The organism is Acetatifactor aquisgranensis (assembly GCF_943193215.1).
Classification (GTDB): domain Bacteria; phylum Bacillota; class Clostridia; order Lachnospirales; family Lachnospiraceae; genus Acetatifactor; species Acetatifactor aquisgranensis.
In genome coordinates this window covers 1-23,881 of sequence record NZ_CALPDH010000008.1, presented here as the reverse complement: position 1 = coordinate 23,881, position 23,881 = coordinate 1, and the positions used below count along the sequence as shown (strand labels likewise).

Below are 23,881 nucleotides of genomic sequence, written 5' to 3'. Positions count from 1 at the left end.
ATAGGAGAGGAATGAGATGACGCTTCGGACAGAGGAGTCACAAGTAGAAAAAATCCATGAATGCTGCAGCATCGTGGACAGGCCGTCAATGCGGCTTGTGGGAATCGAAGTGCCGGTGAATTTCGAGAGCCGGAGCTATCTTGGCAGGCAGCTGAATGACTATGACATTGCAAAGAAGTATATCATGGATGGGACGATTTCCTTCCTGGCGAAAACTCTTGGAGTCGCCCTGGCGGACACGGAGATTGTCAGCACACGGCATCAGGTAAAACGGGACGGCAATTATCATGTAGTCATAGGAATCCCTGTGGATGGCGGGAAGGAATTGCCCCTGTTCCTGCCGGAGCATACGGCAGAGCTGGTTCTTCCTGCCTGCCGCTATGCGAAGATGGAAATCAATGAACAGAAGCAGCCGGGCCGCAGAGGATACGAGGAACGGATGGCTGCGGATGAATACTTTATCGGCAGCTTTCGGCAGGAGACGGGGTATGTGTATGATGCCGGAGCCTGTCCCATGAATACTTGGGACGAAAGGGGAAATCTGCTGACCAAATACGAGCCTGTCCGCAAAGCGGCAGGGGAAGCGGATCGGTTCGCGTCCCTGGAATGCATGCCTGTGCTGCTGCCGCCCATGAAGATTGCTTGCTGTACGCGGCCTCACGGCGATGAGGAAGACGGCTGCATCTTCGACTTCTTCCAGGTTCAGGGACAGGTATTCGCCTCGGAGGCAGCCAGGTTTTATCATGACAGCGACTATTATGGCTTTCCGGTTGACCATGGGGACAGCTATATGAGCTGCTTTGGCTGCCGCGTCAGCTTCTTTGAGGGGCTGCCGGATTGTGTGGAGAAGATTACGCTTCCTGGCGGGGAGTATGTCCACATCACGCAGAAGGAGTTCAATGGAGACAATCCTTCCATTCCTTATGAGGCGGCTTTCGGGCATATGGACTGCCTGTATTTCAAGGCCCATCCGGAATATGAATTCGACTCCGCCCGGAAAGTGGTCGCCCGGTTCCGGCAGGGGAACTGCGCTTCTGTGTTCGTACCGGTGCGCCCCCGCGGGCAGATGTAAACACCCCGCCCCAGGCGAAGAGCATCCAATATTTTAAGGAATTTTCTGTGTAAAATGAATAGGAGAGACTAGGCCGTTTCAAAAAAGTATAAGCCTTTTGTGGGAATGCCATCATGCGGTTTCGGAAATTTGTTCTCTAAATTTGTGCAAAAAGCAGTTGGAATGGCTGGTGAATTTTGGTATAATAAAAGGCAGTCGGGCTGTAAAGCCGATGCATTGATATTTGGTTTTAATATAGAGGGAGAAAGAAAGGAGAAGACCGTGAAGAACAAGAACACGACAGATGCTGCTGTGGCGGAAAAGCAGGCAGGCACACAGGAAGCGTCGGAAAAAAAGTCCACATTTGACAAAGAGCTTTTTAAGAGAAGTGTCCTGTATAATGTCATGAATATGTACCGTAAGACTCTGGAGGAGGCCACGCCCCAGCAGATTTTCCAGGCGGCAGCCTACTCTATCAAGGACAGGGTCATCGGCAACTGGATGAATACCCAGAAAGCCTATGACAAAGAAGACCCCAAGATGGTATACTATATGTCCATGGAATTCCTGATGGGACGTGCTTTCGGCAACAACATGGTGAATCTGCAGGCCTATGAAGGCGCCAAGGAGGTGCTGGAAGAGCTGGGCGTGGACATCAATGTGCTGGAGGACCAGGAGCCGGACGCGGCGCTGGGCAACGGAGGCCTGGGCCGTCTGGCCGCATGCTTCCTGGATTCCCTGGCCACTTTGGGATATCCCGCCTACGGCTGCGGCATCCGCTACCGCTACGGTCTGTTCAAGCAGAAGATTGAGAACGGTTTTCAGATAGAGATTCCGGACGACTGGCTGGCCGAGGGCAATCCTTTCGAGCTGCGCAGGCCGGAGTACGCCAAGGAAGTGAAATTCGGCGGCTATGTCACCATGCGCACCGATGAGAACGGAAAGAACCGGTACGTGCAGGAAGACTACCAGGTAGTTAAGGCTATCCCCTATGACATGCCCATCGTGGGATACGGCAACGGCATCGTCAATACCCTGCGGGTGTGGGATGCGGAGTCCATGGGCGGCTTCCAGCTGGATTCCTTCGACAAGGGCGACTACAGCAAGGCAGTAGAGCAGGAGAACCTGGCCAGGAACCTGGTGAATGTCCTCTACCCCAACGACAACCACTACGCGGGCAAGGAGCTGCGCTTAAAGCAGCAGTATTTCTTCATTTCCGCCTCCGTCCAGGAAGCAGTGGACAAATATATGCGGAAGCACAGCGATATCCGCCGCTTCCATGAGAAAGTGACCTTCCAGCTCAACGATACCCATCCTACGGTGGCCATCCCGGAGCTGATGCGCATCCTTCTGGACGACTATGATCTGACCTGGGACGAGGCCTGGGAAGTCACCACCAAGACCTGCGCCTACACCAATCACACCATCATGGCGGAGGCATTGGAGAAATGGCCCATCGACCTGTTCTCCAGGCTGCTTCCCAGGGTATACCAGATTGTGGACGAGATCAACCGCAGGTTCATCCGTCAGATTGAGGAGAAATACAGAGGCGTCCATGGCGTGGACGTACAGGAGAAAATCCGCAAGATGGCCATCCTCTACGATGGACAGGTGAAGATGGCCCATATGGCTATCGTGGCCGGATACTCTGTCAACGGCGTGGCCAGGCTCCACACGGAGATTCTGAAGCACCAGGAGCTGAAGGATTTCTACGAGATGTTCCCGGAGCGCTTCAACAACAAGACCAACGGCATCACCCAGCGCCGTTTCCTGCTCCACGGCAATCCCCTGCTGGCCGATTGGGTCACCTCCAAGGTGGGCGACGGCTGGATTACGGATCTGCCCCAGATCGCGGGCATCAAGGCCCTGGCGGAGGACAAGAAGGCTCAGAAGGAGTTCATGGAAATCAAGTACCAGAACAAGCTGCGCCTGGCGAAATATATCAAAGAGCACAACGGCATCGAAGTGGATTCCAACTCCATCTTCGACGTACAGGTAAAGCGTCTCCATGAGTACAAGAGGCAGCTGATGAACATCCTCCATGTGATGTATCTGTACAATGAGCTGAAGGCCCATCCGGAGATGGAGTTCTTCCCCAGGACATTCATCTTCGGGGCCAAGGCCGCGGCGGGCTATAAGAACGCCAAGCTCACCATCAAGCTGATCAACGCGGTGGCGGAAGTGGTGAACAACGACGCTTCCATCGGCGGCAAAATCAAGGTGGTATTCATCGAGAACTACAATGTGTCCAACGCGGAGATCATCTTTGCCGCGGCGGATGTGTCCGAGCAGATTTCCACCGCCAGCAAGGAGGCCTCCGGCACGGGCAACATGAAGTTCATGCTCAACGGCGCCCTGACTTTGGGCACCATGGACGGCGCAAATGTGGAGATCGTGGAAGAGGTGGGAGAGGAGAACGCGTTCATCTTCGGCCTGTCCTCCGATGAGGTCATCAATTACGAAAACAACGGCGGCTACAATCCCATGCAGATCTTTAACAGCGACAAGGACATCCACAAGGTGCTGACCCAGCTGATTGACGGAACCTATGACAAGGACAAGGAGCTGTTCCGCACCCTGTACAATTCCCTGCTGAACACCCTGTCCACCTCCAGGGCGGACACCTACTTCATCCTGAAGGACTTCAAGCCCTATGCGGAGGCGCAAAGACAGGTGGAGGCAGCCTACAGAGACCGCGAGGGCTGGGCGAAGAGCGCCATCCTGAATGTGGCCTGCTCCGGCAAGTTCACTTCCGACAGGACCATCCAGCAGTATGTGGATGAAATCTGGCATCTGGACAAGGTGACCCTGTAAACTGGAGAAATAGAAGTGTCTTATTTGAATAAAAAGGATAAAATGTTGCGAAGGCGTGCGATCGGGCACGCCTTTGCAGTAATATGCCTGCTGGGCCTGGCCGCTCTCACGGGCTGCGGCAATGCCGGTGAGGGAGGCCAAAAGGAAGGGACGGGGCCTGGTGGAGCCTGGGAGAAGCATATCACGGAGGAGACTGTCCGGCTGAAGGGAATCGAGGGGGAGTATACCCTGCTGTTTTTGACGGATACCCATGCAATCGTCCAAAGCCAGGGGGCTTCGGAGCAGGAGGAGGCCAACGAGGAGGCCCGGTATCCCACCTTTTTCAATGAGGAAGGGGTGCCGTCAGCGGAGCAGTTCCCGGAGTGGGTCCGGTATGCCAATGAGAACGGGGTGGATGCCGTCCTGCTGGGCGGAGACATCATCGACACGCCCTCGGAAGCCAATCTCAGGTGGCTGGAAGAGCAGCTGGGGCAGCTGGACATGCCCTATCTGTATGTCAATGGCAACCACGACTGGACCTATCCCTGGGAGTATATGACGGAGGCGGGGAAGGAGGCCTATCTGCCTTTGCTGGAGCCGTTCATGCAGGATAATACGGTGATTCATACGCTGGATTTCGGAGAATTCACGGTGGTGGGCATTGACGACAGCCCGGGCCAGGTGGAGGTTGGCGTGTTCCCGGCATATGAGGAGATTCTGGCAGAGGGCAGGCCGGTGATCGTCCTGGCCCATGTGCCGTTCATGACCCAGTCAGTGCTGGAAAAGGCCAGGGAGGCCTGGAGCAGCCCTGTAGTGATTGGGGCGGGTAATTACGGCGGGATTTATCCCAATGAGGATTCGGAGCGGTTCGTGAGCCTGACCACGGCTGCGGACAGCCCGGTGGAGCTGGTGCTGGCGGGACATGTCCACTTTTATGACAGGGATGTCATAGAAGGAGAAAGACAGGTGCTGCAGCTGGTAGGAGGAGCGGGGTTCCAGGGGAATGCCATACTGGTTCATATCACCGGCGGCGAATAAAGAGAGGGGCATATGTGGTTTTCTGGTATCTGGGGTTATTAAAAAAGCATATCAAGTAAAAACGAAGAAAGGAACCGACTATATGGTAAAATTGATGCAAGGCGGCGCGTACCTCCTCAACGGCAGGGAGATCATAGCCGATACGCCCGAGGCGCAGCAGGCGCTTCGCGGCAGGACCGGAAAGGATATCACCAGGGAGGAAGCGTCAAAACAGACGATTTGTTACGGAATCCTGGAGAGCCACAATACCTCCGGCGACATGGACAAGCTGAAGATCAGATTCGACAAGCTCACCAGCCACGACATCACCTTCGTGGGCATCATCCAGACCGCCAGGGCCTCAGGGCTTGAGAGATTCCCCATGCCCTACGTGCTCACCAACTGCCACAATTCCCTGTGCGCCGTAGGCGGCACCATCAATGAGGACGACCACATGTTCGGCCTCTCCTGTGCCAAGAAGTACGGCGGCGTCTATGTGCCCCCGCATCAGGCCGTCATCCACCAGTACGCCCGGGAGATGCTCTCCGGCGGCGGACAGATGATTCTGGGTTCCGACTCCCACACCCGCTACGGCGCTCTGGGCACCATGGCAGTGGGCGAGGGCGGGCCGGAGCTGGTGAAGCAGTTGCTGAACCAGACCTATGATATAGGCAGGCCCCAGGTGGTGGGCGTGTACCTGACGGGAGAGCCCGTGAAGGGCGTGGGCCCTCAGGACGTGGCCCTGGCCATCATCGGCGCCGTGTTCGGGAACGGCTATGTGAAGAACAAGGTCATGGAGTTCGTAGGCCCCGGCGTGGCATCCTTGAGCGCGGACTTCCGCATCGGCATCGACGTGATGACCACGGAGACTACGTGCCTGTCGTCAATCTGGGAGACAGACGAGGAAATTGAGAACTTCTATGAAATCCACGGGCGCAAAGGCGACTACAGGAAGCTGGCTCCCGGCGAAGTGGCTTATTATGACGGCATGATTCAGGTAGACCTGTCCAAGGTGCGCCCCATGATTGCCATGCCCTTCCATCCCAGCAATACCTACACCATAGAGGAGCTGAACGCCAATCTCACGGACATCCTGGAGGAGACGGAAAAACGCGCGCTGGTGAGCCTGGGCGGGGCAAAGGCCGCGGACGGCTCGCCGCTGGAATTCCATTTAAAGGACAAGGTGAAGAACGGGAAGTTCATGGTAGAGCAGGGCATCATCGCGGGCTGCGCAGGCGGCGGCTTCGAGAACATCTGCGCCGCGGCGGACATCCTGAAGGGCAGCTCCATCGGCTCCGACAGCTTTACCTTAAGCGTGTACCCGGCCTCCATGCCTGTCTACATGGAACTGGTGAAGAACGGCTGTGCGGCGACGATCCTGGAGACCGGAGCCGTCATGAAGACCGCTTTCTGCGGCCCCTGCTTCGGCGCGGGGGATACCCCGGCCAACAACGCCTTCAGCATCCGCCACTCCACCCGCAACTTCCCCAACAGGGAGGGAAGCAAGCTCCAGAACGGCCAGATTTCCTCCGTGGCCCTGATGGATGCCCGCTCCATCGCCGCCACAGCGGCCAACAAGGGCGTGCTGACCCCGGCCACGGACTTCGACGGAGAGATCGGGAAATACAAATATCATTTCGACAGCAAAATATACGCAAACCGCGTCTTCGATTCCAAGGGCGCGGCCGACCCTGACGTGGAAATCCAGCTTGGGCCCAACATCAAGGACTGGCCCCAGATGGGGGCGCTGCCGGAGAACCTCCTGCTACAGGTGGTCAGCGAGATCCACGACCCTGTCACCACCACGGACGAGCTGATTCCCTCCGGGGAGACCTCCTCCTACCGCTCCAATCCCCTGGGGCTGGCGGAGTTCACCTTAAGCCGCAAGGATCCGGAATATGTGGGCCGTGCCAAGGCAATCCAGAAGGCGGAGAAGGCCCGCATGGCCGGAGGGCACCCCTGCCAGGAGCTGCCCATCCTGAAGGAGCTGATGGGCGTGATCAAGGGGCAGTACCCGGAGGCCAACCACTCCAACACAGGCTTCGGCTCCACCATCTTCGCCGTGAAGCCCGGGGACGGCTCCGCCAGGGAGCAGGCCGCCTCCTGCCAGAAGGTGCTGGGGGGCTGGGCCAATATCGCCAATGAATACGCGACGAAGCGTTACCGCTCCAACCTGATCAACTGGGGCATGCTGCCCTTCCTGATCGAAGAGGGAGAGCTGCCCTTTCAGAACCTGGACTATCTCTTCCTCCCGGGCATCCGGAAGGCCGTGGAGGAGAAGGCGGAGACGATTGTGGCCTGCCGGGTGGGCAGAGACGGGCTGAGGGCCTTTGAACTGCGGCTGGGAGAGCTCACCGACGAGGAGCGTCAGATTATCCTGAAAGGCTGCCTGATCAATTACAACCGGGTGGATTAAGGACAGGCGCGGCCCGGACAGCGGCTCAAATAGCTTCTAAAACCGGGAAGTGGAAAGCATAGTAAGCATGGAAAGGCGGTGGACACAATGCTGATAAAGCCAAGGGAGATGACATTCCCATCGGGAGAGCGGGTGACAATCAGGAGCGCGGTAGCGGAAGATGCGGAGTCTCTGTGCATCCATCGGATGATTACATCATCGGAAACCGATTTCATGGCCAGGTATCCCGAGGAGTGCAATATGGACATAAATGTCATGCAGGCCAATCTGACGGAAATCGCGGAGAGCCCCAAATGCTATATGGTGACGGCGTTTCTGGAGGAGCGGGTCATCGCGGACCTGGGGGTATCTTATGTCCGCAGCCATCAGAAATACCGCCACAGGGCATACATGGGCATTTCCATCCAGGAGCGCTACTGCAACCTGGGCCTTGGCAGCATCCTGGTGGAAATCGCGCTGAACCAGGCGCGGGAAAACGGATTCGAGCAGATGGAGCTGGGGGCGTTCGCGGACAACGCCCGGGCCATCCGCCTGTATGAGAAATACGGTTTCCGGCAATATGGAATCCAGCCCAGGGCATTTAAGCTGAAAGACGGCTCATACCATGACGAAGTGATCATGGTTAAGATGCTGTGAACCCTTCGTGGGAGTGAACACAGACTGGATAGAATGGCTCATGAACTTGTAAATTTCAAAAAAGGATGATAAGCTGAAAGCCAGGCGGAGGACGGCATGGGGCCAAAAAGGCAGAGGAAGACAAAAAGCCGTGCTCAGAACAGGAGAGAAAGATTATGGAGCATGGGAATCAGGAAATCGGTCTGAAGAAAGGACCTTATCTGCAGTTGCCGGTGAAAGATGGCATCACCATTATGTGGGAGACCAGTGAGTCCGTGCCTGGCTATGTCAGGGTGTATCAGGCCACGAACCGGCAGAAGCCTGACCGCAGCCGGCCATGCGGGCAGTTTTCCTGCGGGGCGGACAGGATGCACAGGGTACAGGTCACAGGGTTAGAAGCCGGGAAGAACTATTGCTATGAACTGGTGTCGGAGGATGGGACGGCCCTTACGGAATGCTTCCCTTTCTGCACGGCGCCAAAGGAGGATGCGGCAATCCGTTTCGTGCTGACCGCGGAATATGGCGGCAGCAGCGCTCCTGATGGCATTTATGCCCGGCCTCTGATTGAGCTGATGGGATATGAGCACCCTGACTTCCTGCTTTCTGTGGGGGACATGGTCAACGACGGAACACAGGAGGAGGCCTGGAATACCTATATTTTCGGGCCTTTTGCCGCATTGCTGCGCAGCACGCCTTTTTATCCCTGCATCGGGAACCATGAGGTGGGGGACAAGATTGCGAATGGGCGGCAGCCGGAGATATATGCTTATTACAGTCAATATTTTGCCATGCCCCATTACTATTCCTTTGATTACGGTTGTGCCCACTTCTGCGTGTTAGACGCGCCTAACTTATGCCCTTATGAGGATTTGGTGAGTTACATGCCAAAATTGCCGGAGGACTACAGGGAATCGGAACAGTTCAGATTCCTGGTACAGGACTTGGCGGGCTGCGATAAGCCCTGGAAATTTGTCGTTTTTCATTATCCGCCGTATACCTCATCCTACGTGGATGTGCCGGCTTTGCAGGTGCTGGCTCCGATTCTGGAGCGGTATGGGGTGGATATCGTCTTTAACTCCCATGCCATTCTGTATGACCGCTCCCACCCGATTGCCGGAGGGAAAGTCGCACCGGTGGGTGTGCGGTATATTCTGGTAGGGGGATTTGAGAAGTTTGACGACTGGTTTCCGGCCAGGCTGAATGGTTTCTCGGCCCGGAGCGTCGGCAACCGGCCCGGTTATGTGCGGGTTGCGCTCACGCCTTACCGGCTGGAGCTACAGGCAATTGATTATGAGGGAAAGCTGTTTGATGTGCTGAATATAGATAAAAAATGATAAAAACCGGGACTGGTCGTATAGGTGCAGGAAGCAGGGATAGAACGATGCTTCTTGCACTGCGGGGAGTTTCATTTGCGGATGTTATGCTTCCGTCATATAAGGATAAGCGATGGCGCTGGAGGGGCAGAAGCTCTCTTTCACCGTGTGCGCGCTGACCCAGCGGATCATGTTCAGGGCCGTGCCCGCCTTGTCATTGGTGCCGGAAGCCCTGGCACCGCCGAAAGGCTGCTGTCCAACCACTGCGCCGGTACATTTGTCGTTTATGTAGAAGTTGCCGGAGGCGTTGCGGAGCGCCCGCTCCATTTTCACGATGACCTCTCTGTCCTGTGCGAAGATAGCGCCGGTGAGAGCATAAGGAGAAGCGCTGTCGCAGATGGCCAGGGTCTCGTCCAGCTTGTCGTCCTCATATACATAGATGGAGACGATAGGCCCGAAAATCTCTTTTACCATGGACTCGCAGGTAGGCGTCTTACAGCGGATAACCGTAGGCTGCACGAACCAGCCCTTGCTGTCGTCATAGGTGCCCCCGGCCACGAACTCGCACTCCGGCGAAGCGGCAGCTCTGTCGATATAGCCCTTGCAGGTCTCGAAGGAAGCCTTGTCGATGACAGCCGCCATAAAGGTATCGAACTCCTGTACATCGCCCACTTTCAGAGTGGCAGTCTGCTCTTTCAGGCGCTTCTCCACCACCGGCCAGATGCTGGCGGGCACGAAAGCACGGGAACAGGCAGAGCACTTCTGTCCCTGGTACTCAAAGGAGCCCCTGACGATAGCGGCCACTAAAGGCTCGATATCTGCGGTATTGTGGGCGAAGATGAAGTCCTTGCCGCCGGTCTCGCCCACCAGTCTGGGATAATTGGCATAGGACGCGATATTCTCGCCCACCTGTTTCCAGACGCTTTGGAAGACCCCGGTGGAGCCGGTGAAGTGGAATCCCGCCATCTTGGGATGGCTCACCACATATTTAGACATATCGCTGCCAGTGCAGGGCACGAAGTTGATGACCCCGGCGGGCAGGCCGCACCACTGCAGCAGTTTCATATAGTAATAATTGGACAATACAGCCGTGCGGGAGGGTTTCCACAGGGCCACGTTGCCTACGATGGCCGGTGCAGTGGGAAGATTGCCGCCGATGGAGGTGAAGTTGAAGGGAGAGATGGCGCAGATGAAGCCGTCCAAGGGCCTGTAATCCTGTCTGTTCCAGATGCCGTCGCTGCTGGCGGGCTGGTCCTTGAAAATCTCCTGTGCCGCCCAGACGCCGAAGCGAAGGAAGTCGGCCAGCTCAGCGATGTCGATCTCTGCCTGGAACACGGTCTTGGACTGTCCCAGCATGGTGGAGGCGTTCAGCACCTGGCGGTAGGAGCCGGTGATCATGTCGGCAGCCTTCAGGAAGATGGCGGAGCGGTGCTCCCAGGGCATGGCCTCCCATGCGTCCTTGACTTCCAGGGCGGCATCAATGGCCATCTTCAGTTCTTTCTCCCCGGCCATGCAGCACTCTGCAATGACGTACTTGTGGTCGTGCGGCATGGTGACGGAAATGGTCTCCTCCGTCCAGACTTCCTTGCCGCCGATGATCAGGGGAATCTTGACCACTTCGGCGGACTGCTTTGCCAGCTCTGCTTTCAGCGCGGCGTGCTCGGGACTGCCGGGCAGATATCCCTTGAAAGGATCGTTGGCCGGTTTCTGAATCGTGAAATATGCATTTGGCATTGGGTTGTACCTCCTTGTTTGATGATTGATGTATGTGCAATTCTGTTTTTAGTATACTATGGGTGTTTTTAGTGTCAAGAATGGGGAATGTCCCGAGCTTATAAACCTATCAAGGATTATCCAAAATGTTTTTTTGCCTGTAAATCTCTTTTAAATCGTCAATAGCCATCTCCGAATCAAAAGTATGGAATCCAAGCCAGCATTCATTCATTGTCCTGGCATCAGCAATTTTATAGATATCGCGACTATATTCATTTGTGTAATAATGCCAATAGCGATAGAGATATCCTGTCCAATACATTACCTCCAGGGGATAAGTCGCACCGGCCTTTTTCAGGCCATGTACTTCATCGTTCAATTCTTCCAGAAGATACTCTTCACCGACCCATTGCAGTCTGTCATAGACATCATCAAGAGCCGCCGCCGTTTTGCTGTTCATAAAGGATTCTATAAAGAAAGGGCAGTCCAGATCGGTTTTCTGTGCCAGTTCAAACAATCGGCCCTGTATATCACAAAGCTGTCGTTTTTCAAGTGTAAGATACTCCATTTTATTCACCTGCCTCTAATATTTCATCAAAGAACCGGCCCTCCCGGCGATATTTCCGGCAGGAATCGCAATACAGCTAACATGCCAATAAAAAATCGCAGTTACCGGGGTGGTATTCAACTGCCGGATGAATTCTTTGCACGGATTCCCTCTCTGCGTTATTGCGCTTTGCGTTTTCTTATATTAGGATAAATATGTAACATGTACCGATTCGAAAAAAGGTAAACAGATAATATATCGTATATAATATAGTTAATCAGGAAAGAGAAAGGCGGCAGACATGGAGCATCTGAAAACAGGAGAAGTCATCAGCAAAAGGCGAAAAGAGCTGGGCCTGACACAGAACCAGCTGGCACAGTCCCTGAACATTTCATTCCAGGCGGTCTCGAAATGGGAGAACAATTCTGCCTATCCCGACATCGAAATGCTGCCGAAGCTGGCGGCAGCGCTCCACACCACAGTGGACGCCCTGCTGGGCTACAGGAGCGTGGTGACGGACTATGACAGGCGGTACGAGACGGAAGAGTATTACTGGGGGCTTTTGCCCAACCGCATCTGCTATGATATCATGAAGATTCTTCCCCCCATAAAGCCCTACCGGGTGCTGGACATCGGCTGCGGGGAGGGGAAGGACGCGGTCTTTCTGGCGAAATGCGGATACGCCGTGACCGCTTTCGATATCTCCGAACAGGGGATTGAAAAGGCGAAACGGCTTGCGGAGCACAACAAAGTGGGCGTGAGATTTTTCAAGGCTGACATATCGGACTATGATCCGGATATGGAATATGACATCATTTTCTGCAGCGGCATGCTTCACTTCATCCCCCGGCCCGGAAGAAAGGAACTCTGTGAAAGGCTGAAAGCGCATACCGCGGAGAACGGCATCAATGCCCTGAATGTGTTCGTCCGGAAACCCTTCATCACTCGCTCCTGGGATAACCCGGAGGATGAGAAACTGCGCCATCCCTGGTATTCCGGGGAACTGTTCGGCTATTACCATGAATGGCTGTTCCATATCTGCAGGGAGGAGGTCTTCGACTGCAACAGCGGCGGCGTCCCTCATAAGCATTGTATGGATACTTTGATTGGCCAGAAAACCATGCACCTTTCGTAAAAGTCGTTTCTGCTACTGACGAGTTCATTGCGGAGGTCAAGAAAGAATATGGAATACATGAAAGGAGAGTGCAAGTATGCCAGAGCATCCGTTTTGGGAACGGACTTATGCAGATAACGATGTTTCCACATTTTCCAAAGGGCCAACCGTAGACATCGACGAATTTTATCCCTTTTTTCCGCAGAATGCCTCCGTGCTGGACGTGGGCTGTGGAGAGGGCCGGAATTCTGTTTTCATGGCCGGTCTGGGACATCAGGTGGATGCTTTCGACATCTCTGCGGCCGGAGTTGAAAAGGCCGTAAGGATTGCCTGTTCTCTGAGTCTTTCAGTCAACTTTTTCTGTTGTGACCTGGGAGAATTTATCTTTGAAAAAAAGTATGACATCATCTTATCCCACGGTGTCCTCCATCTGCCGCCGAAGCAGGTCAGGGACCGGTTCATTGCAAAAATGCAAAAACACACCAAGCCCGGCGGCTATAATGTCATCGGCGTCTTCACCGACAGGCTGCCTGCTACGCCTGACAATGCTCCCTTTACCCACAGCCTTTTTGCCGTAGGGGAACTGCCTCTGAAATATAAGGACTGGGAAATCGTCCGTCATCAGGAAGGGACGTTTACGGATACCCACCCCGGCGGGATACATCATGAACATGCCTATGAGAGAATCATTGCCAGGCGGCAGTAAAATCTTCCGTCTGGCAATGGAGTCTCCCGTCTCCGGCATGAAACATAATTGTCAAGACCTTATTCCAATCATAACTCAGGACATCAGCTCCAGAACAATGTCCTTGATGAAGTCGCTGTCCAGATATTCCAGCATATCTTCGACGGACTCGCCCTTTTTGATTTTACGCTTAGCCAGCTCACTCAGCTGGTCTTCCTCCATGTACTCGTAGAACGAATTTACGGACTTGCCCTGTTCATACAGAAGCAAGGCCAACTCGCCGATGTAGTCCTCTTCCAGGTATTCCAGCATGTCATCAATGGACTCGCCCTTTTTAGCCTTGCACCTGGCCAGTTCGCCCAGCTGGTCTTCCTCCATGTACTCGTAGAACGAATTTACGGACTTGCCCTGTTCATACAGCAGCAAGGCCAGTTCTCCGAGATAATCCTCCTCCAGATACTCCAGCATGTCATCAATGGACTCGCCTTTTTTAACCTTGCGTCTGGCCAGTTCGCTCAGCTGGTCTTCCTCCATGTAGTCATAGTACGAATCCACAGGCCTGCCCTGCTCATACAGAAGCAAGGCCAGTTCTCCGAGATAATCCTCCTCCAGATATTCCAGCATATCGTCAATGGATTCGCCCTTTTTGACCTTGCGCTCCGCCACTTCCCTCAGCGCGTCATCGTCCAGATACGGATAAAAAATATTTATATTGTCACCGTTTTTCAACAGCATGCTGTTGGCGATTTTCTCGACCTGATCCGGTTTCAGCACGGGAACGGCGGCTTCCAGTTCCTCTCTGGACACCTCATTATTCTCCACATATTCCTGAAGACCATCTTTCATGGCGGAATGCAGAAGTTCTGATTTTTCCTCCAGGAGTTCGTCCACAGAGCATCCGAACAGAGACGCCAGCTGGGGCAGCTTTGAGATATCCGGCATGCTGTTGCCCCTTTCCCAGTTGGAGACAGCCTGAAAGCTCACGTTCATTTTATCAGCCAATTCCGTCTGAGTCATGTTCTGCGCTTTCCTCAATGCCACGATTTTTCTGCCGACCTGCTTCATGTTAAACATAGTTTTTCTCCTCTCATTTTCGTCATTTTCGGAAAAAGCTTTTTCTGAAATGATTGTAGCACGGATACGCCGATTCCGGCTATAAAGAAATAATTGAATTTCAGATTCTGCCCGATATCTGGCAGTTCTGGAAAATTCAAGCGTTCCTTGAATCAAAAAGGGGGTAAAAACCAGCAAAATGCTTTACAAATGCTATGATGTAGAGTATATTAATAACATCAAAAAGGAAGAGGTGATATGATGGCTCAAATTAGTTTACGGGTAGAGGATGATGTAAAGAAGATGGCAGAACAAGCTTGTGCTGATATTGGAATGTCTTTATCTACGGCTATTAATATTTATCTTAAAAAACTGGGACGAGAGAAGAGGATACCATTTGAAGTGGGTGTAGATCCTTTTTATTCGCAGGAAAATATGACCAGGCTGAAGGAATCAATAGCACAAATGGAAGCTACAGGGGGGACAGTACACGAGGTGAACATTGATGATTAAGTCGTGGTCTGATGCGGCATGGGAAGATTTTGAATATTGGATGAAGCAGGACAAGAAAACGTTAAGAAGGATTCTTCAGCTGCTGAAAGATATTGACCGTAATGGATATGACGGAATAGGTAAGCCGGAAAGGTTAAGTGGTGACCTGGCAGCTTATTGGAGTCGGCGGATAGATGATGCGAATCGCATTGTTTATCGTATAGAAGATAATACGATAAAGATTGTTCAATGTGGTTCTCATTATAGAGATAAGTAAGAGTGGATTTATACAGAAAAACAGCGCGGCCAATGCCGCGCTGTTTCCCAATCACCCAAAATTCTGTTCCGTCCGCTCGATGATCTCATCCTGCAGCGGCTTATCCAGGTTGCGGAAGTAGTCGCTGTACCCTGCCACCCGGACGATCAGGTCGCGATACTCCTCCGGGTTCTTCTGGGCCGCAATCAGGGTATCCCGCCCCACCACGTTGAACTGGATATGATGGCCGTCCATGTCGAAATAGGTGCGAATCAAATCCGCCATATGATTCAGCCCTGCCTCCCCGGTTACCACTTCCGGAGTAAATTTCTGGTTCAGCAGCGTCCCGCCGGTCTTCAGATGGTCCATCTTGGCGCAGGACTTGATGACGGCGGTGGGGCCGTGGATATCCGCGCCCTTTTCAGGGGAGATGCCTTCGGACACCGGCTTGCGGGCCAGGCGGCCGTTGGGGCTGGCGATCATCACATCCCCGAAATACACATGGCAGGTGGTGGGCAGCATATCCACCCGGTAGGTGCCGCCCCGCATGTTGGGCCTGCCGCTGACGCTGTCCAGGAAGTAATTGAACACTTTCCGCATGAGATTGTCCGCGTAATCGTCGTCATTGCCGTACTTGGGCGTCTTGTTCCGCACCAGGTTAAACAGCCTGTCATGCCCCTGGAAATTGTCCTTCATGGCGGCAAGCAGTTCTTCCATGGTGAAATTCTCATTATCGTAGACATTATACTTCACGGCGGACAGGCAGTCCGCGATGGTGCCGGTGCCCACGCCCTGGATGACGCTGGTGTTGTAGCGTGCGCCGCCCGCGTTGTAGTCCTGCCCTTTGGCGATGCAGTCGTTGGTCAGGATGGAGAGGAACGGCACCGGCATATATTTCGCGTACAGGGACTCGATCACATTGGAGCCCCGCACCTTGATGTCCAGGAAATGGTCAATCTGCTTCGTGTAAGCCTCCCAGAGCTGGTCAAAGGTCTTGAAATCCTTAGCGTCCCCTGTCCTGGGCCCTAGCTGCCTGCCGGTCATGGGGTCTACCCCGTTAAACAATGTCAGCTCGAAGACCTTGGGCAGATTGAAATACCCCAGCAGGATATAGGCCTCATTGCCGAATGCGCCGGTCTCCACACAGCCGGAGCACCCGCCTTTCCGGGCGTCCTCCAGCGTCTTCCCGGCATTCATCAGCTCCTGGATGATGGCTGCTGCTTTCCTTCAGGGTGACGCCTACCTTGGGCGGCGCGGGCTGGTTATAGAATTTCACCCACAGGCATTCCATCAGCTCCAGAGCCTGGTCGCGGGTGAGTATTCCGGCCTCCGTATCCCTTTCATAGAAAGGCCCCAGGTGCTGGTCGAAATGTCCCGGCGAATAGGCGTCCCAGGGGTTCAGCTCCGTGGTCACGGCCAGATGGGTGAACCAGTAGGTCTGGATGGCCTGATAGAAAGTCTCCGGCTTGTGGGCGGGGACTACATCGCAGCCCTCCGCTATCTGCAGCAGCTCTTTTCTCCGCTGTTCATCGGTGCATTCCGCAGCCATCTGCCTGGCCAGCTCCCCGTAGCGCTTTCCCAGGATCATGATGGCGTCGCAGGCGATGTACATGGCGTTCAGCTGGTCGCGCTTGTTCAGGGCCTCCGGGTCGTTCTGATAGTCCAGCTTGCCCAGGGATTCTTTGATGTCCTCCTGATAGTCAAGATAACCTTTCTCATAAAGCTTCACGGAGCCTACGGTATGGCCCGGGCCCCGCTGTTCCATGAATTCCGTGAAGATTCCGGCGGCGTAGGCTTCTTTTCACTCATCGGTCATGCTGCTTAAGATGCGGTGGCGCATGGAGCGCTCCTCCCAGTAGGGGATGATCTGCTCCTCCTGGATTTTCAGGTCATTTTCCGTGACCGTAAAATTGACTACAGAACGGTCGTTCATGTTGTGCATGCCGTCCAACGTGTGGCAGCACAGCTTTGGGAACGTGGGGGCGGACTGGGGGTAGTCGCCCTTTTCCCCTACGATGAGCTCGTCCTCGCCGATGTAGAGTTTCTTATGGGAGAAGAAATGCTTCAGCACCAGCGCCCGAAGTTCCGGGACGGATACCTTGCCCTCGTACCTCTGATAGGCCTCTGTCTCCAGGACGGCCCGCTCTATGTAGATATGGGGCTGGGTCTCGGTGCTGAGTTTCCGAAGTCTTCTGATGCGGTCGTTCATGCCGCGTTCTTGGGTCTTTGCCATGGGTTAACCTCCTATCTGGATATTTTGGAAACCGCTCTGCCGAAAGAGGGACGCTGTCTGCTCCAGCCACCCGGCCTCCGGCGCCGCCATGGAGGAGTGGTCGTAGAGACGGTCCAGCCTGGCGTATTTGCCGCTGCCGGCGCTGTGGTATTTCAGCAGATGGATGCGGTAGGGGTTGACTGCGTTTTTCTGCAGGAACTGAATGATGTCGGTGAGATGCTGTTTGGTGGCGTTCACCCCGCCTGTGAGGGGGAGGCGGAGATTGATTTTCCCGCCGTCGGCGCTTAGGGCTTTCAGGTTTTCCAGAATCAGCCCGTTGTCCACGCCCGTGTATTGCCTGTGGGCCTTTGGGTCCATCAGCTTGATGTCGTAGAGGAAAGTGTCCGTGTAGGGGAGGACGCGCCGGATGTGCTCGTAGGGGACGCATCCGCAGGTATCGATGTTCACGCTGTAGCCCTTTGTGTGCAGCCGTCTGGCCAGCTCTTCTATGTAGTCCATGTCCTGGGCCAGGGGCTCGCCGCCGGAGAGGGTGATGCCGCCGCCGGACTGTTCGTAGAACATCCTGTCCTTTTCCAGCTCCCGGATCAGGGCAGGGAGCTCGTATTCCTTTCCGGCTATCTCCCTGGCATTGTGGGGACAGGCTGCGACGCATGCGCCGCATATCTGACATAAGGTTCGGTCCATGCGGGGGATTGCCCTGGGGACAGGGGGGCAGAAGCGCCTTGACACATTCCGGCAAATTATGTATAGTCGAAATGGAGATTTGGCGGAAAGGGACAAAGGGGGGAGGGAGAGCGTTGGAGAAGAAGTACCTGGACATAAATGTATACGAGGCGTTGCAGGAACGTCTGGACATAATCTTTCAGGAGTTTGATAATATATATGTTTCTTTCAGCGGCGGCAAGGACAGCGGCCTGCTGCTGCATATGGTCATGGACTACATGGAGAGGAAGAGAATCCGGAAAAAGATAGGGGTCTTCCATCAGGATTTCGAGGCCCAGTATCAGGTGACTACGGAATATGTGGAGAAAGTATTCGAGATGTACCTGTCCAGGACCGAGCCCTACTGGGTGTGCCTGCCCATGGCGGTGCGCACGGCGCTGAGCAGCTATGAGATGTACTGGTATCCCTGGGACGATACCATGCAGGAGAGCTGGGTGCGGCCCATGCCCAGGAAACCCTATGTGATCCATATGGGCAGGAATCCTTTCAGCCTCTATAAATACAAGATGCTGGAGGAGGATCTGGCGAAGCAGTTCGGCAGATGGTTCAGGCAGAAGCACGGAAACCGCAGGACTGTCTGTCTGCTTGGGATGCGGGCGGAGGAATCCCTGCGCCGCTACAGCGGCTTTCTGAACAACAGGAACGGCTATGAGGGAAGGTGCTGGATATCCAGGCAGTTCAAGGATGTGTGGGCAGCGTCCCCCATGTACGACTGGAGCACCTCCGATGTATGGACAGCCTATTCCAGGTTCGGCTACCCCTGCAACAGGCTGTACGACCTTTACCATAAGGCGGGGCTCCTGCCCACCCAGATGAGGGTGGCATCGCCTTTCAACGACTATGCCAAGGAATCCCTGAACCTGTACCGGATCCTGGAGCCGGAGACATGGACGAAGCTGGTGGGGCGGGTACAGGGGGCTAATTTCACATCCATCTATGGGAAGACACGGGCCATGGGCTATAGGGACGTAAAGCTCCCCGCGGGCCATACATGGCAGTCTTACACCATGTTCCTCCTGGACACGCTGCCGGATAAGCTGCGGATGAATTATGAGAAAAAGTTCCGGACATCCATCGACTTCTGGCATAATACAGGAGGCGGGCTGTCGGAGAAGACTATCCAAGAGCTGCAAGACCACGGATACAAGATTGAACGGAACGGCGTATCAAACTATACGCTGGACAGGAAATCCAGAATCATCTTCAAACAGGAGATTCCGGACGACACGGATGACATCAGGAGTACCAAGGACGTCCCGTCCTGGAAGCGCATGTGCTACTGCATCCTGAAGAATGACCATCTCTGCCGGTTCATGGGCTTCGGGCTCATGCGGGAGGACAAGAAGCGGCTGGAGATTATCAAGGAGAAATATCGGAATATGGAGGGCATTTAAAATGGCATACCGCAGTCCGGTCTACGATGTGGTGAGAGTACCTTTCGAGAAGATTGAGCCAAACAGCTATAACCCAAACGCGGTGGCGCCGCCGGAGATGCGTCTTCTGTACGACAGCATCAAGGAAGACGGCTACACGATGCCGATTGTTTGTTATTACGATAAAAAGCGGGATGTCTATATCATCGTGGACGGCTTCCACCGCTACCGGGTGATGAGGGACTATCCGGACATCTACCGCAGGGAGGAGGGCATGCTGCCCGTGACCGTGATCGACAAGCCACTGGACCAGCGCATGGCCAGCACGATTCGCCACAACAGGGCCAGGGGCTCCCACGATGTGGAGCTGATGAGCAATATCGTGCGGGAGCTTCATGAAATCGGCAGGAGCGATGCCTGGATTTCCAGGCATCTGGGCATGGATCCGGACGAAATCCTGCGGCTGAAGCAGATCACAGGGCTGACGGAGCTGTTCCGGGACACGGAGTTCGGCAGGGCGTGGGTGCCGGAGGAGGTGTGCGTGCCGGCCGGGGAGGAGACCGGGGAAAGGAAAGAGGCAGAGGCGCCGGAAGAAGCGCGTGATTGATAAAAAGAGAAGATAGGATCAGGCAGTCAGGGACAAAAAACGCCCCCGGGGAGACCATACCGGTCATCACCACGGGAAGGCTGGACGGGATCAGATGCAATACGGTGTGCATCGATTCCATGCGTTCCATGGAGCTGGTGATGGAGCATCTCTCTGCCCTGGGCCATGAGAGGGTGGCGTTCGTGGGCGGGCGGATGGACGTGCTGGCCACTTATGAAAAAGCCGTAAGGTGCAGGCAGCTGTGCAGGACAGGAGGGATAGAGTATGGCGAGAGCATGGCCGCCGGGGAGGGCGGGTATGACTTCAAGTCCGGATATGAGCAGATGAACGGGCTGCTGGATGGGGGGGAGAGGCCTACGGCGGTGATTGCCGTCAATGATTTCGCGGCTTTCGGCATCATGCGCAGTATCAGAGAGCACGGCCTGGGGATTCCCGGGGACATTTCCCTGGTGAGCTTTGACAATACCTATATGGCGGAGAGCGCCAATCCGAAGCTTACCAGCGTGGACTACAATTATACGAAATACGGGGAGACGCTGGTGGACACGGCAATCCGCCTGATAGAGGGCAGGGAAGTGGAGCGGATTCAGATGGTGGAGCCGCTCCTGGTAGTGAGGGAGAGCAGTATCCCGTACAGAAAACGGGAGAGGGACTGAGGCCGGGGCTATGCCTGGCTGAAAGACAGGCGCACCAGGCACACGGTTCCCTCTTTCGCAGTGATCCGAATGCCTTTTTGGTTCCCTGACAGAGGGAGGGAGATGCTGTCGGAGTCCTTTTCTGCCCGAATGGTTCCATATTCTTCCCGGCCCGCCCGGTCGGAAATCTGCAGCAGAGCGGGGCGTTCCCGGGGCGCAAGGGAGATTGTCAGCGCTGTGGGCCCCGGGATTTCGACTTGGTAGCAGGCGTATTCCCCCGCTTCCAAAAGCAGTCCGTAGCGGTCCCATCCACAGTCGAAGCCGGGCCTCTTCTCGCCGCTTGGCTTTTCCAGTTCCACCAGCCTCATGCCGCAGCCTCCGCGATAATCGATTGTATCATCCTCTTTGGCAGTGCCGGAGAAAGCGCGCCCTTTGCCCGGGCACTGGTCGAAGTCCGTGGCCCGCAGGGAGAAAGGAATCCGGCGCAGCACATGGCGGATGACGGCGGCATTTTCCTGACAGTTTTCAAGCTTTATGTTCTCCAGATATTCATCGAAGATTTCCTGGGCTTTCCGGTAGCCCGGGTGGGGGCCTCTGTCGATATAATCCATGATGAGGCTGTAGTCATTTGGCAGATTCACGGAATAAGGGGAGTTGGTGCAGGCCATTTTCTTCCAGGGCCACAGATTGTATCCGATTCCCAGAGACTCGGCCAGGGGGCAGAGGGCCGTATACCACTCGTCTACATTCTCCCCGGTCTCCCCCAGCCACAGGGGCACGTCCAGCTCTTTCGCTTTTTCCACATAAGGCTCCAGGCAGGCGTAATCGGGGTATGTACCGTACCGGTGGAAGTGCAGCACCATATTGTCGTCGTATCTGTGGTCAAAAATCCGCAGATCGGTGGCCCAGTGGGCGCCCTCGATGGAGAGCAGATGATGCCTGTCCACCTTGCGGATGGCGGCGGTGGCCTCCTGATAGAATTCTTTCAGCCTGGGAATCAGGAATTCGTGGTCTCCGGCCTCCTGGCTGGGCGGCGCGATGGGTTCGTTCAGAAGGTCATATCCTCCTACTACGACATTGTCTTTATAACGTTCCGCCAATCTGGCCCACAGTGCGATTCCCCTGTCCCACTGCTCCCTGTCCAGGAACAGCCAGGGCACATCATCGATGCAGTCGTCGATATTGGCTCCTGTCTGCCCGCCGGGGGCGCCGTGGAGATCCAGAAAGGCATATATCCCCGCCTCCCCGCACCAGTCGATGCACCTGTCCAGCAGTTCGAATCCCTCCTCTTTCCAGACGATTCCGGGTCCCTCCTCCAGAAACAGGCGGTAGCAGAATGGAATCCGCACGGAATTATAGCCCAGCTGCGCCATCCGCAGGATGTCCTCTCTGGTCACATAGTTCTTCCGGAACCTTTTCCAGAACCGGTGGGCATACTCCTTTCCTGTCAGCTCCTCCACCACTGCCTCGATCCGGCGGGGGCGGTCGAAACGCCTGTTTCCGAAGACATACCACATATAGCCCTCCTGCAGGAGCCGGTTTCCAAGTCCCCAGCCCTTTAGCAGCACTGTTTCCCCGCTGCCGTTCTATTCCCTCCCTGTGCGCGCAGATATCCGTCAATCATTTTGAACCTCCCTCGGCTTCCTTTTTCTATTTCCAGTATACGGCATCCCGGCAGAGGTTACAAGAGAAATTCGCAGATAAGAAACTCTCTTGACATTCAGCCCGAAAAATCATATGATAAAAAAATGGGGGAAATCGGTTTCAGGTAACAGAGTAAAGACGAGGTACTGCATATGGACGCGGACAAGAAAACAGGCGGAAGAAGCATCACTATCTATGATATAGCAAAAGAGGCGGGCGTATCCCCCGCCACGGTCTCCCGGGTGCTGACAGGCAGCGCCAAGGTAAGGCCGGAGAAGAAGCAGAAAATCGAGGAGCTCATCGAAAAATACAATTTCACGCCCAACGCCATGGCCAGGGGCCTGTCCGATACCAGGAGCCGGGTCATCGGCATCATCGCGGCGGATGTAAGGAATCCTTTCTATTCCGAGGTCTTCGTGGCCTGCGAACTGGCGGCCAGGAAGCTGGGGTACACGGTCCTGCTGTGCAATTCCCTGGGAGAGGCCGGACTGGAGCGGCAGCAGCTGGAGAAACTCCAGGAGCAGCGGGTGGACGCGGTGATTCAGCTGGGCGGCCGGGTGGACGACCTGGTGTCGAATCTGGAGTACGTGGAGCTGGTGAACGCCATGCCGGAGAGGACTCCCATGGTGATCAACGGCAAGCTGGACGGCACCCAGTGCTTTCAGGTACAGATTGACGCCAGGAAGTCCATGGATCTGCTGCTGGAGTATCTGATTGCTCTGGGCCACAGGGAGATCGCGCTGGTGGGCGGCCGGGCGAATGTGCTGTCCACCTTTGAGAAGATACAGAGGTACAAGCAGCTGCTGAAGCAGAACCAGATTACGTTCCGGCAGGAGCTGGTACAGGAGGCGGGGCATTATGATGACGCAGGGGCCTACGCGGAGATGAACAGGATGGTGGAAGCGGGAATCGTGCCTACGGCGGTGATTGCCATCAACGATTTCTCCGCGGCGGGAATCGCCCGGAGCCTTGCGGAGCACGGCTACCGGATACCCGAGGATGTCTCGCTGGTCAGCTATGACAATACCTACATAGCCGAGATGATGATGCCGAAGCTCACCAGCATCGACTATAACTATGAGAAACTGGGACAGAAGATGGTGGAGACGGCTATAGGGGTTCTGGAGGGGAAGAAGATTCCGAAACTGCAGATGATGGAGCCTACGCTGGTGGTGCGGGAGAGCAGCGGCCCGGCCAGGGCACGGTGATTCGATGCCTGCAAAGGATAAGAGGCTGGAGAATGACTGGATTCCATAAACGGGCCTGGCAGACCTAAAGACGGCTGCCGGGCCCGCTGCGTTTTCGCCCTGGGAAGCGGAAAGCGGGGATGACACGCATTGCCGGACAGAGACAGCACGGAAATATGATACCGATTGCAGATATAAAAACGTAAATGCGAGAAAGAGAGGTTGTAATATCCTCTCTTTTTTAGTGCCAGAGAAATTGATTGTATATAATATACAAAATATGCGCTTAGAAACTGTATATAAATCACAAAGTCAATATAGGCATATAAATACATATGGTGTTAGTCAGTAAATGGGTCGGTATGTCTTTTAAGTCCGTTTAATGGACCTTAAAAAGTGCTATGTTATTCCCAT

At 54.8% G+C, this 23,881-nt stretch carries 19 protein-coding genes and 1 pseudogene; 14 read left to right on the top strand and 6 right to left on the bottom strand.

Annotated elements, in window-relative coordinates; translation table 11 throughout:
• The first annotated feature begins 16 nt into the window (after positions 1 to 16).
• The 6 genes from NFS35_RS08585 to NFS35_RS08560 all read left to right on the top strand — a co-directional run bounded on the left by NFS35_RS08585 (position 17) and on the right by NFS35_RS08560 (position 9,226).
• The gene (locus tag NFS35_RS08585; protein ID WP_251206719.1) at positions 17 to 1,072 is read left to right on the top strand and encodes a GyrI-like domain-containing protein; all 1,056 of its coding nucleotides are present in this window, start codon (positions 17 to 19) and stop codon (positions 1,070 to 1,072) included.
• A 291-nt stretch (positions 1,073 to 1,363) separates the two neighbouring features.
• Positions 1,364 to 3,865: a glycogen/starch/alpha-glucan phosphorylase gene (locus NFS35_RS08580; protein ID WP_275564673.1), complete on the top strand. Its 2,502-nt coding sequence runs from the start codon at positions 1,364 to 1,366 to the stop codon at positions 3,863 to 3,865.
• Between the two features lie 15 nt (positions 3,866 to 3,880).
• On the top strand, positions 3,881 to 4,882 hold the full coding sequence (locus NFS35_RS08575) for a metallophosphoesterase family protein (RefSeq protein WP_251206718.1): 1,002 nt from the start codon (positions 3,881 to 3,883) through the stop codon (positions 4,880 to 4,882).
• Between the two features lie 82 nt (positions 4,883 to 4,964).
• Positions 4,965 to 7,277, top strand: a complete 2,313-nt coding sequence (locus NFS35_RS08570) for a hydratase (RefSeq protein ID WP_251206717.1) — start codon at positions 4,965 to 4,967, stop codon at positions 7,275 to 7,277.
• Positions 7,278 to 7,364: 87 nt separating this feature from the next.
• On the top strand, positions 7,365 to 7,913 hold the full coding sequence (locus NFS35_RS08565; protein ID WP_251206716.1) for a GNAT family N-acetyltransferase: 549 nt from the start codon (positions 7,365 to 7,367) through the stop codon (positions 7,911 to 7,913).
• 155 nt (positions 7,914 to 8,068) lie between these two features.
• On the top strand, positions 8,069 to 9,226 hold the full coding sequence (locus NFS35_RS08560; protein ID WP_251206715.1) for a metallophosphoesterase family protein: 1,158 nt from the start codon (positions 8,069 to 8,071) through the stop codon (positions 9,224 to 9,226).
• Positions 9,227 to 9,310: 84 nt separating this feature from the next.
• Here the strand turns inward: NFS35_RS08560 and pruA are convergent, their stop codons facing one another.
• A complete protein-coding gene (gene pruA, locus NFS35_RS08555; RefSeq protein ID WP_251206714.1) occupies positions 9,311 to 10,939 on the bottom strand; it encodes an L-glutamate gamma-semialdehyde dehydrogenase in 1,629 nt (542 codons plus the stop codon).
• Between the two features lie 109 nt (positions 10,940 to 11,048).
• Positions 11,049 to 11,486 (bottom strand): hypothetical protein, encoded by a 438-nt coding sequence (locus NFS35_RS08550; RefSeq protein ID WP_251206713.1) that lies wholly within the window; start codon positions 11,484 to 11,486, stop codon positions 11,049 to 11,051.
• A gap of 280 nt (positions 11,487 to 11,766) precedes the next feature.
• On the opposite strand from NFS35_RS08550, the gene NFS35_RS08545 reads away from it, so the two are divergent.
• Together NFS35_RS08545 and NFS35_RS08540 are read left to right on the top strand one after the other, a co-directional pair.
• The gene (locus tag NFS35_RS08545) at positions 11,767 to 12,600 is read left to right on the top strand and encodes a methyltransferase domain-containing protein (RefSeq protein ID WP_251206712.1); all 834 of its coding nucleotides are present in this window, start codon (positions 11,767 to 11,769) and stop codon (positions 12,598 to 12,600) included.
• A 76-nt stretch (positions 12,601 to 12,676) separates the two neighbouring features.
• Entirely contained in the window at positions 12,677 to 13,285 is a 609-nt protein-coding gene (locus NFS35_RS08540; RefSeq protein ID WP_251206711.1) for a methyltransferase domain-containing protein, read from the top strand.
• A gap of 75 nt (positions 13,286 to 13,360) precedes the next feature.
• On the opposite strand, the gene NFS35_RS08535 is transcribed toward NFS35_RS08540, so the two are convergent.
• Positions 13,361 to 14,338, bottom strand: a complete 978-nt coding sequence (locus tag NFS35_RS08535) for a helix-turn-helix domain-containing protein (RefSeq protein WP_251206710.1) — start codon at positions 14,336 to 14,338, stop codon at positions 13,361 to 13,363.
• Between the two features lie 240 nt (positions 14,339 to 14,578).
• Here NFS35_RS08535 and NFS35_RS08530 point away from each other — a divergent pair, with 240 nt between their 5' ends.
• Positions 14,579 to 14,830 (top strand): type II toxin-antitoxin system RelB/DinJ family antitoxin, encoded by a 252-nt coding sequence (locus tag NFS35_RS08530; protein ID WP_251206843.1) that lies wholly within the window; start codon positions 14,579 to 14,581, stop codon positions 14,828 to 14,830.
• The gene (locus NFS35_RS08525) at positions 14,823 to 15,086 is read left to right on the top strand and encodes a Txe/YoeB family addiction module toxin (protein WP_016223934.1); all 264 of its coding nucleotides are present in this window, start codon (positions 14,823 to 14,825) and stop codon (positions 15,084 to 15,086) included. Before NFS35_RS08530 ends, NFS35_RS08525 begins: the two co-directional genes overlap by 8 nt.
• Positions 15,087 to 15,137: 51 nt before the next feature.
• Here NFS35_RS08525 and NFS35_RS29635 read toward each other — a convergent pair.
• Positions 15,138 to 17,298, bottom strand: a pseudogene (locus tag NFS35_RS29635) (glycyl radical protein).
• Positions 17,299 to 17,301: 3 nt separating this feature from the next.
• Positions 17,302 to 17,982: a glycyl-radical enzyme activating protein gene (locus tag NFS35_RS08515; RefSeq protein WP_251206709.1), complete on the bottom strand. Its 681-nt coding sequence runs from the start codon at positions 17,980 to 17,982 to the stop codon at positions 17,302 to 17,304.
• 113 nt (positions 17,983 to 18,095) lie between these two features.
• Between NFS35_RS08515 and NFS35_RS08510 the strand changes: the two genes are divergently transcribed.
• From NFS35_RS08510 to NFS35_RS08500, 3 genes are read left to right on the top strand one after another with little or no spacing between them, the layout of a single operon-like run.
• Positions 18,096 to 19,415, top strand: coding sequence for a phosphoadenosine phosphosulfate reductase (locus tag NFS35_RS08510; RefSeq protein ID WP_251206708.1), 1,320 nt, complete (start codon positions 18,096 to 18,098; stop codon positions 19,413 to 19,415).
• A gap of 1 nt (position 19,416) precedes the next feature.
• On the top strand, positions 19,417 to 20,001 hold the full coding sequence (locus NFS35_RS08505) for an IbrB-like domain-containing protein (RefSeq protein ID WP_251206707.1): 585 nt from the start codon (positions 19,417 to 19,419) through the stop codon (positions 19,999 to 20,001).
• Positions 19,998 to 20,657 carry a LacI family DNA-binding transcriptional regulator gene (locus NFS35_RS08500; protein WP_251206706.1) on the top strand — a complete coding sequence of 220 codons (660 nt, stop codon included), beginning with the start codon at positions 19,998 to 20,000 and terminating at the stop codon, positions 20,655 to 20,657. The genes NFS35_RS08505 and NFS35_RS08500 overlap by 4 nt, the downstream gene beginning before the upstream one ends.
• An 8-nt stretch (positions 20,658 to 20,665) precedes the next feature.
• Here the strand turns inward: NFS35_RS08500 and NFS35_RS08495 are convergent, their stop codons facing one another.
• Positions 20,666 to 22,153, bottom strand: coding sequence for a glycoside hydrolase family 5 protein (locus NFS35_RS08495; RefSeq protein WP_251206705.1), 1,488 nt, complete (start codon positions 22,151 to 22,153; stop codon positions 20,666 to 20,668).
• Between the two features lie 279 nt (positions 22,154 to 22,432).
• On the opposite strand from NFS35_RS08495, the gene NFS35_RS08490 reads away from it, so the two are divergent.
• Complete coding sequence (locus NFS35_RS08490) at positions 22,433 to 23,488, top strand: LacI family DNA-binding transcriptional regulator (protein WP_251206704.1); 1,056 nt, start codon at positions 22,433 to 22,435, stop codon at positions 23,486 to 23,488.
• Positions 23,489 to 23,881 lie beyond the last annotated feature (393 nt).

Coding starts and splice junctions, on each gene's coding strand:
- NFS35_RS08585 (WP_251206719.1), top strand. CDS start 17: ATGACGCTTCGGACAGAGGAGTCACAAGTAGAAAAAATCCATGAATGC.
- NFS35_RS08570 (WP_251206717.1), top strand. CDS start 4,965: ATGGTAAAATTGATGCAAGGCGGCGCGTACCTCCTCAACGGCAGGGAG.
- NFS35_RS08565 (WP_251206716.1), top strand. CDS start 7,365: ATGCTGATAAAGCCAAGGGAGATGACATTCCCATCGGGAGAGCGGGTG.
- NFS35_RS08560 (WP_251206715.1), top strand. CDS start 8,069: ATGGAGCATGGGAATCAGGAAATCGGTCTGAAGAAAGGACCTTATCTG.
- pruA (WP_251206714.1), bottom strand. CDS start 10,939: ATGCCAAATGCATATTTCACGATTCAGAAACCGGCCAACGATCCTTTC.
- NFS35_RS08550 (WP_251206713.1), bottom strand. CDS start 11,486: ATGGAGTATCTTACACTTGAAAAACGACAGCTTTGTGATATACAGGGC.
- NFS35_RS08545 (WP_251206712.1), top strand. CDS start 11,767: ATGGAGCATCTGAAAACAGGAGAAGTCATCAGCAAAAGGCGAAAAGAG.
- NFS35_RS08540 (WP_251206711.1), top strand. CDS start 12,677: ATGCCAGAGCATCCGTTTTGGGAACGGACTTATGCAGATAACGATGTT.
- NFS35_RS08535 (WP_251206710.1), bottom strand. CDS start 14,338: ATGTTTAACATGAAGCAGGTCGGCAGAAAAATCGTGGCATTGAGGAAA.
- NFS35_RS08530 (WP_251206843.1), top strand. CDS start 14,579: ATGGCTCAAATTAGTTTACGGGTAGAGGATGATGTAAAGAAGATGGCA.
- NFS35_RS08525 (WP_016223934.1), top strand. CDS start 14,823: ATGATTAAGTCGTGGTCTGATGCGGCATGGGAAGATTTTGAATATTGG.
- NFS35_RS08515 (WP_251206709.1), bottom strand. CDS start 17,982: ATGGACCGAACCTTATGTCAGATATGCGGCGCATGCGTCGCAGCCTGT.
- NFS35_RS08505 (WP_251206707.1), top strand. CDS start 19,417: ATGGCATACCGCAGTCCGGTCTACGATGTGGTGAGAGTACCTTTCGAG.
- NFS35_RS08495 (WP_251206705.1), bottom strand. CDS start 22,153: ATGTGGTATGTCTTCGGAAACAGGCGTTTCGACCGCCCCCGCCGGATC.
- NFS35_RS08490 (WP_251206704.1), top strand. CDS start 22,433: ATGGACGCGGACAAGAAAACAGGCGGAAGAAGCATCACTATCTATGAT.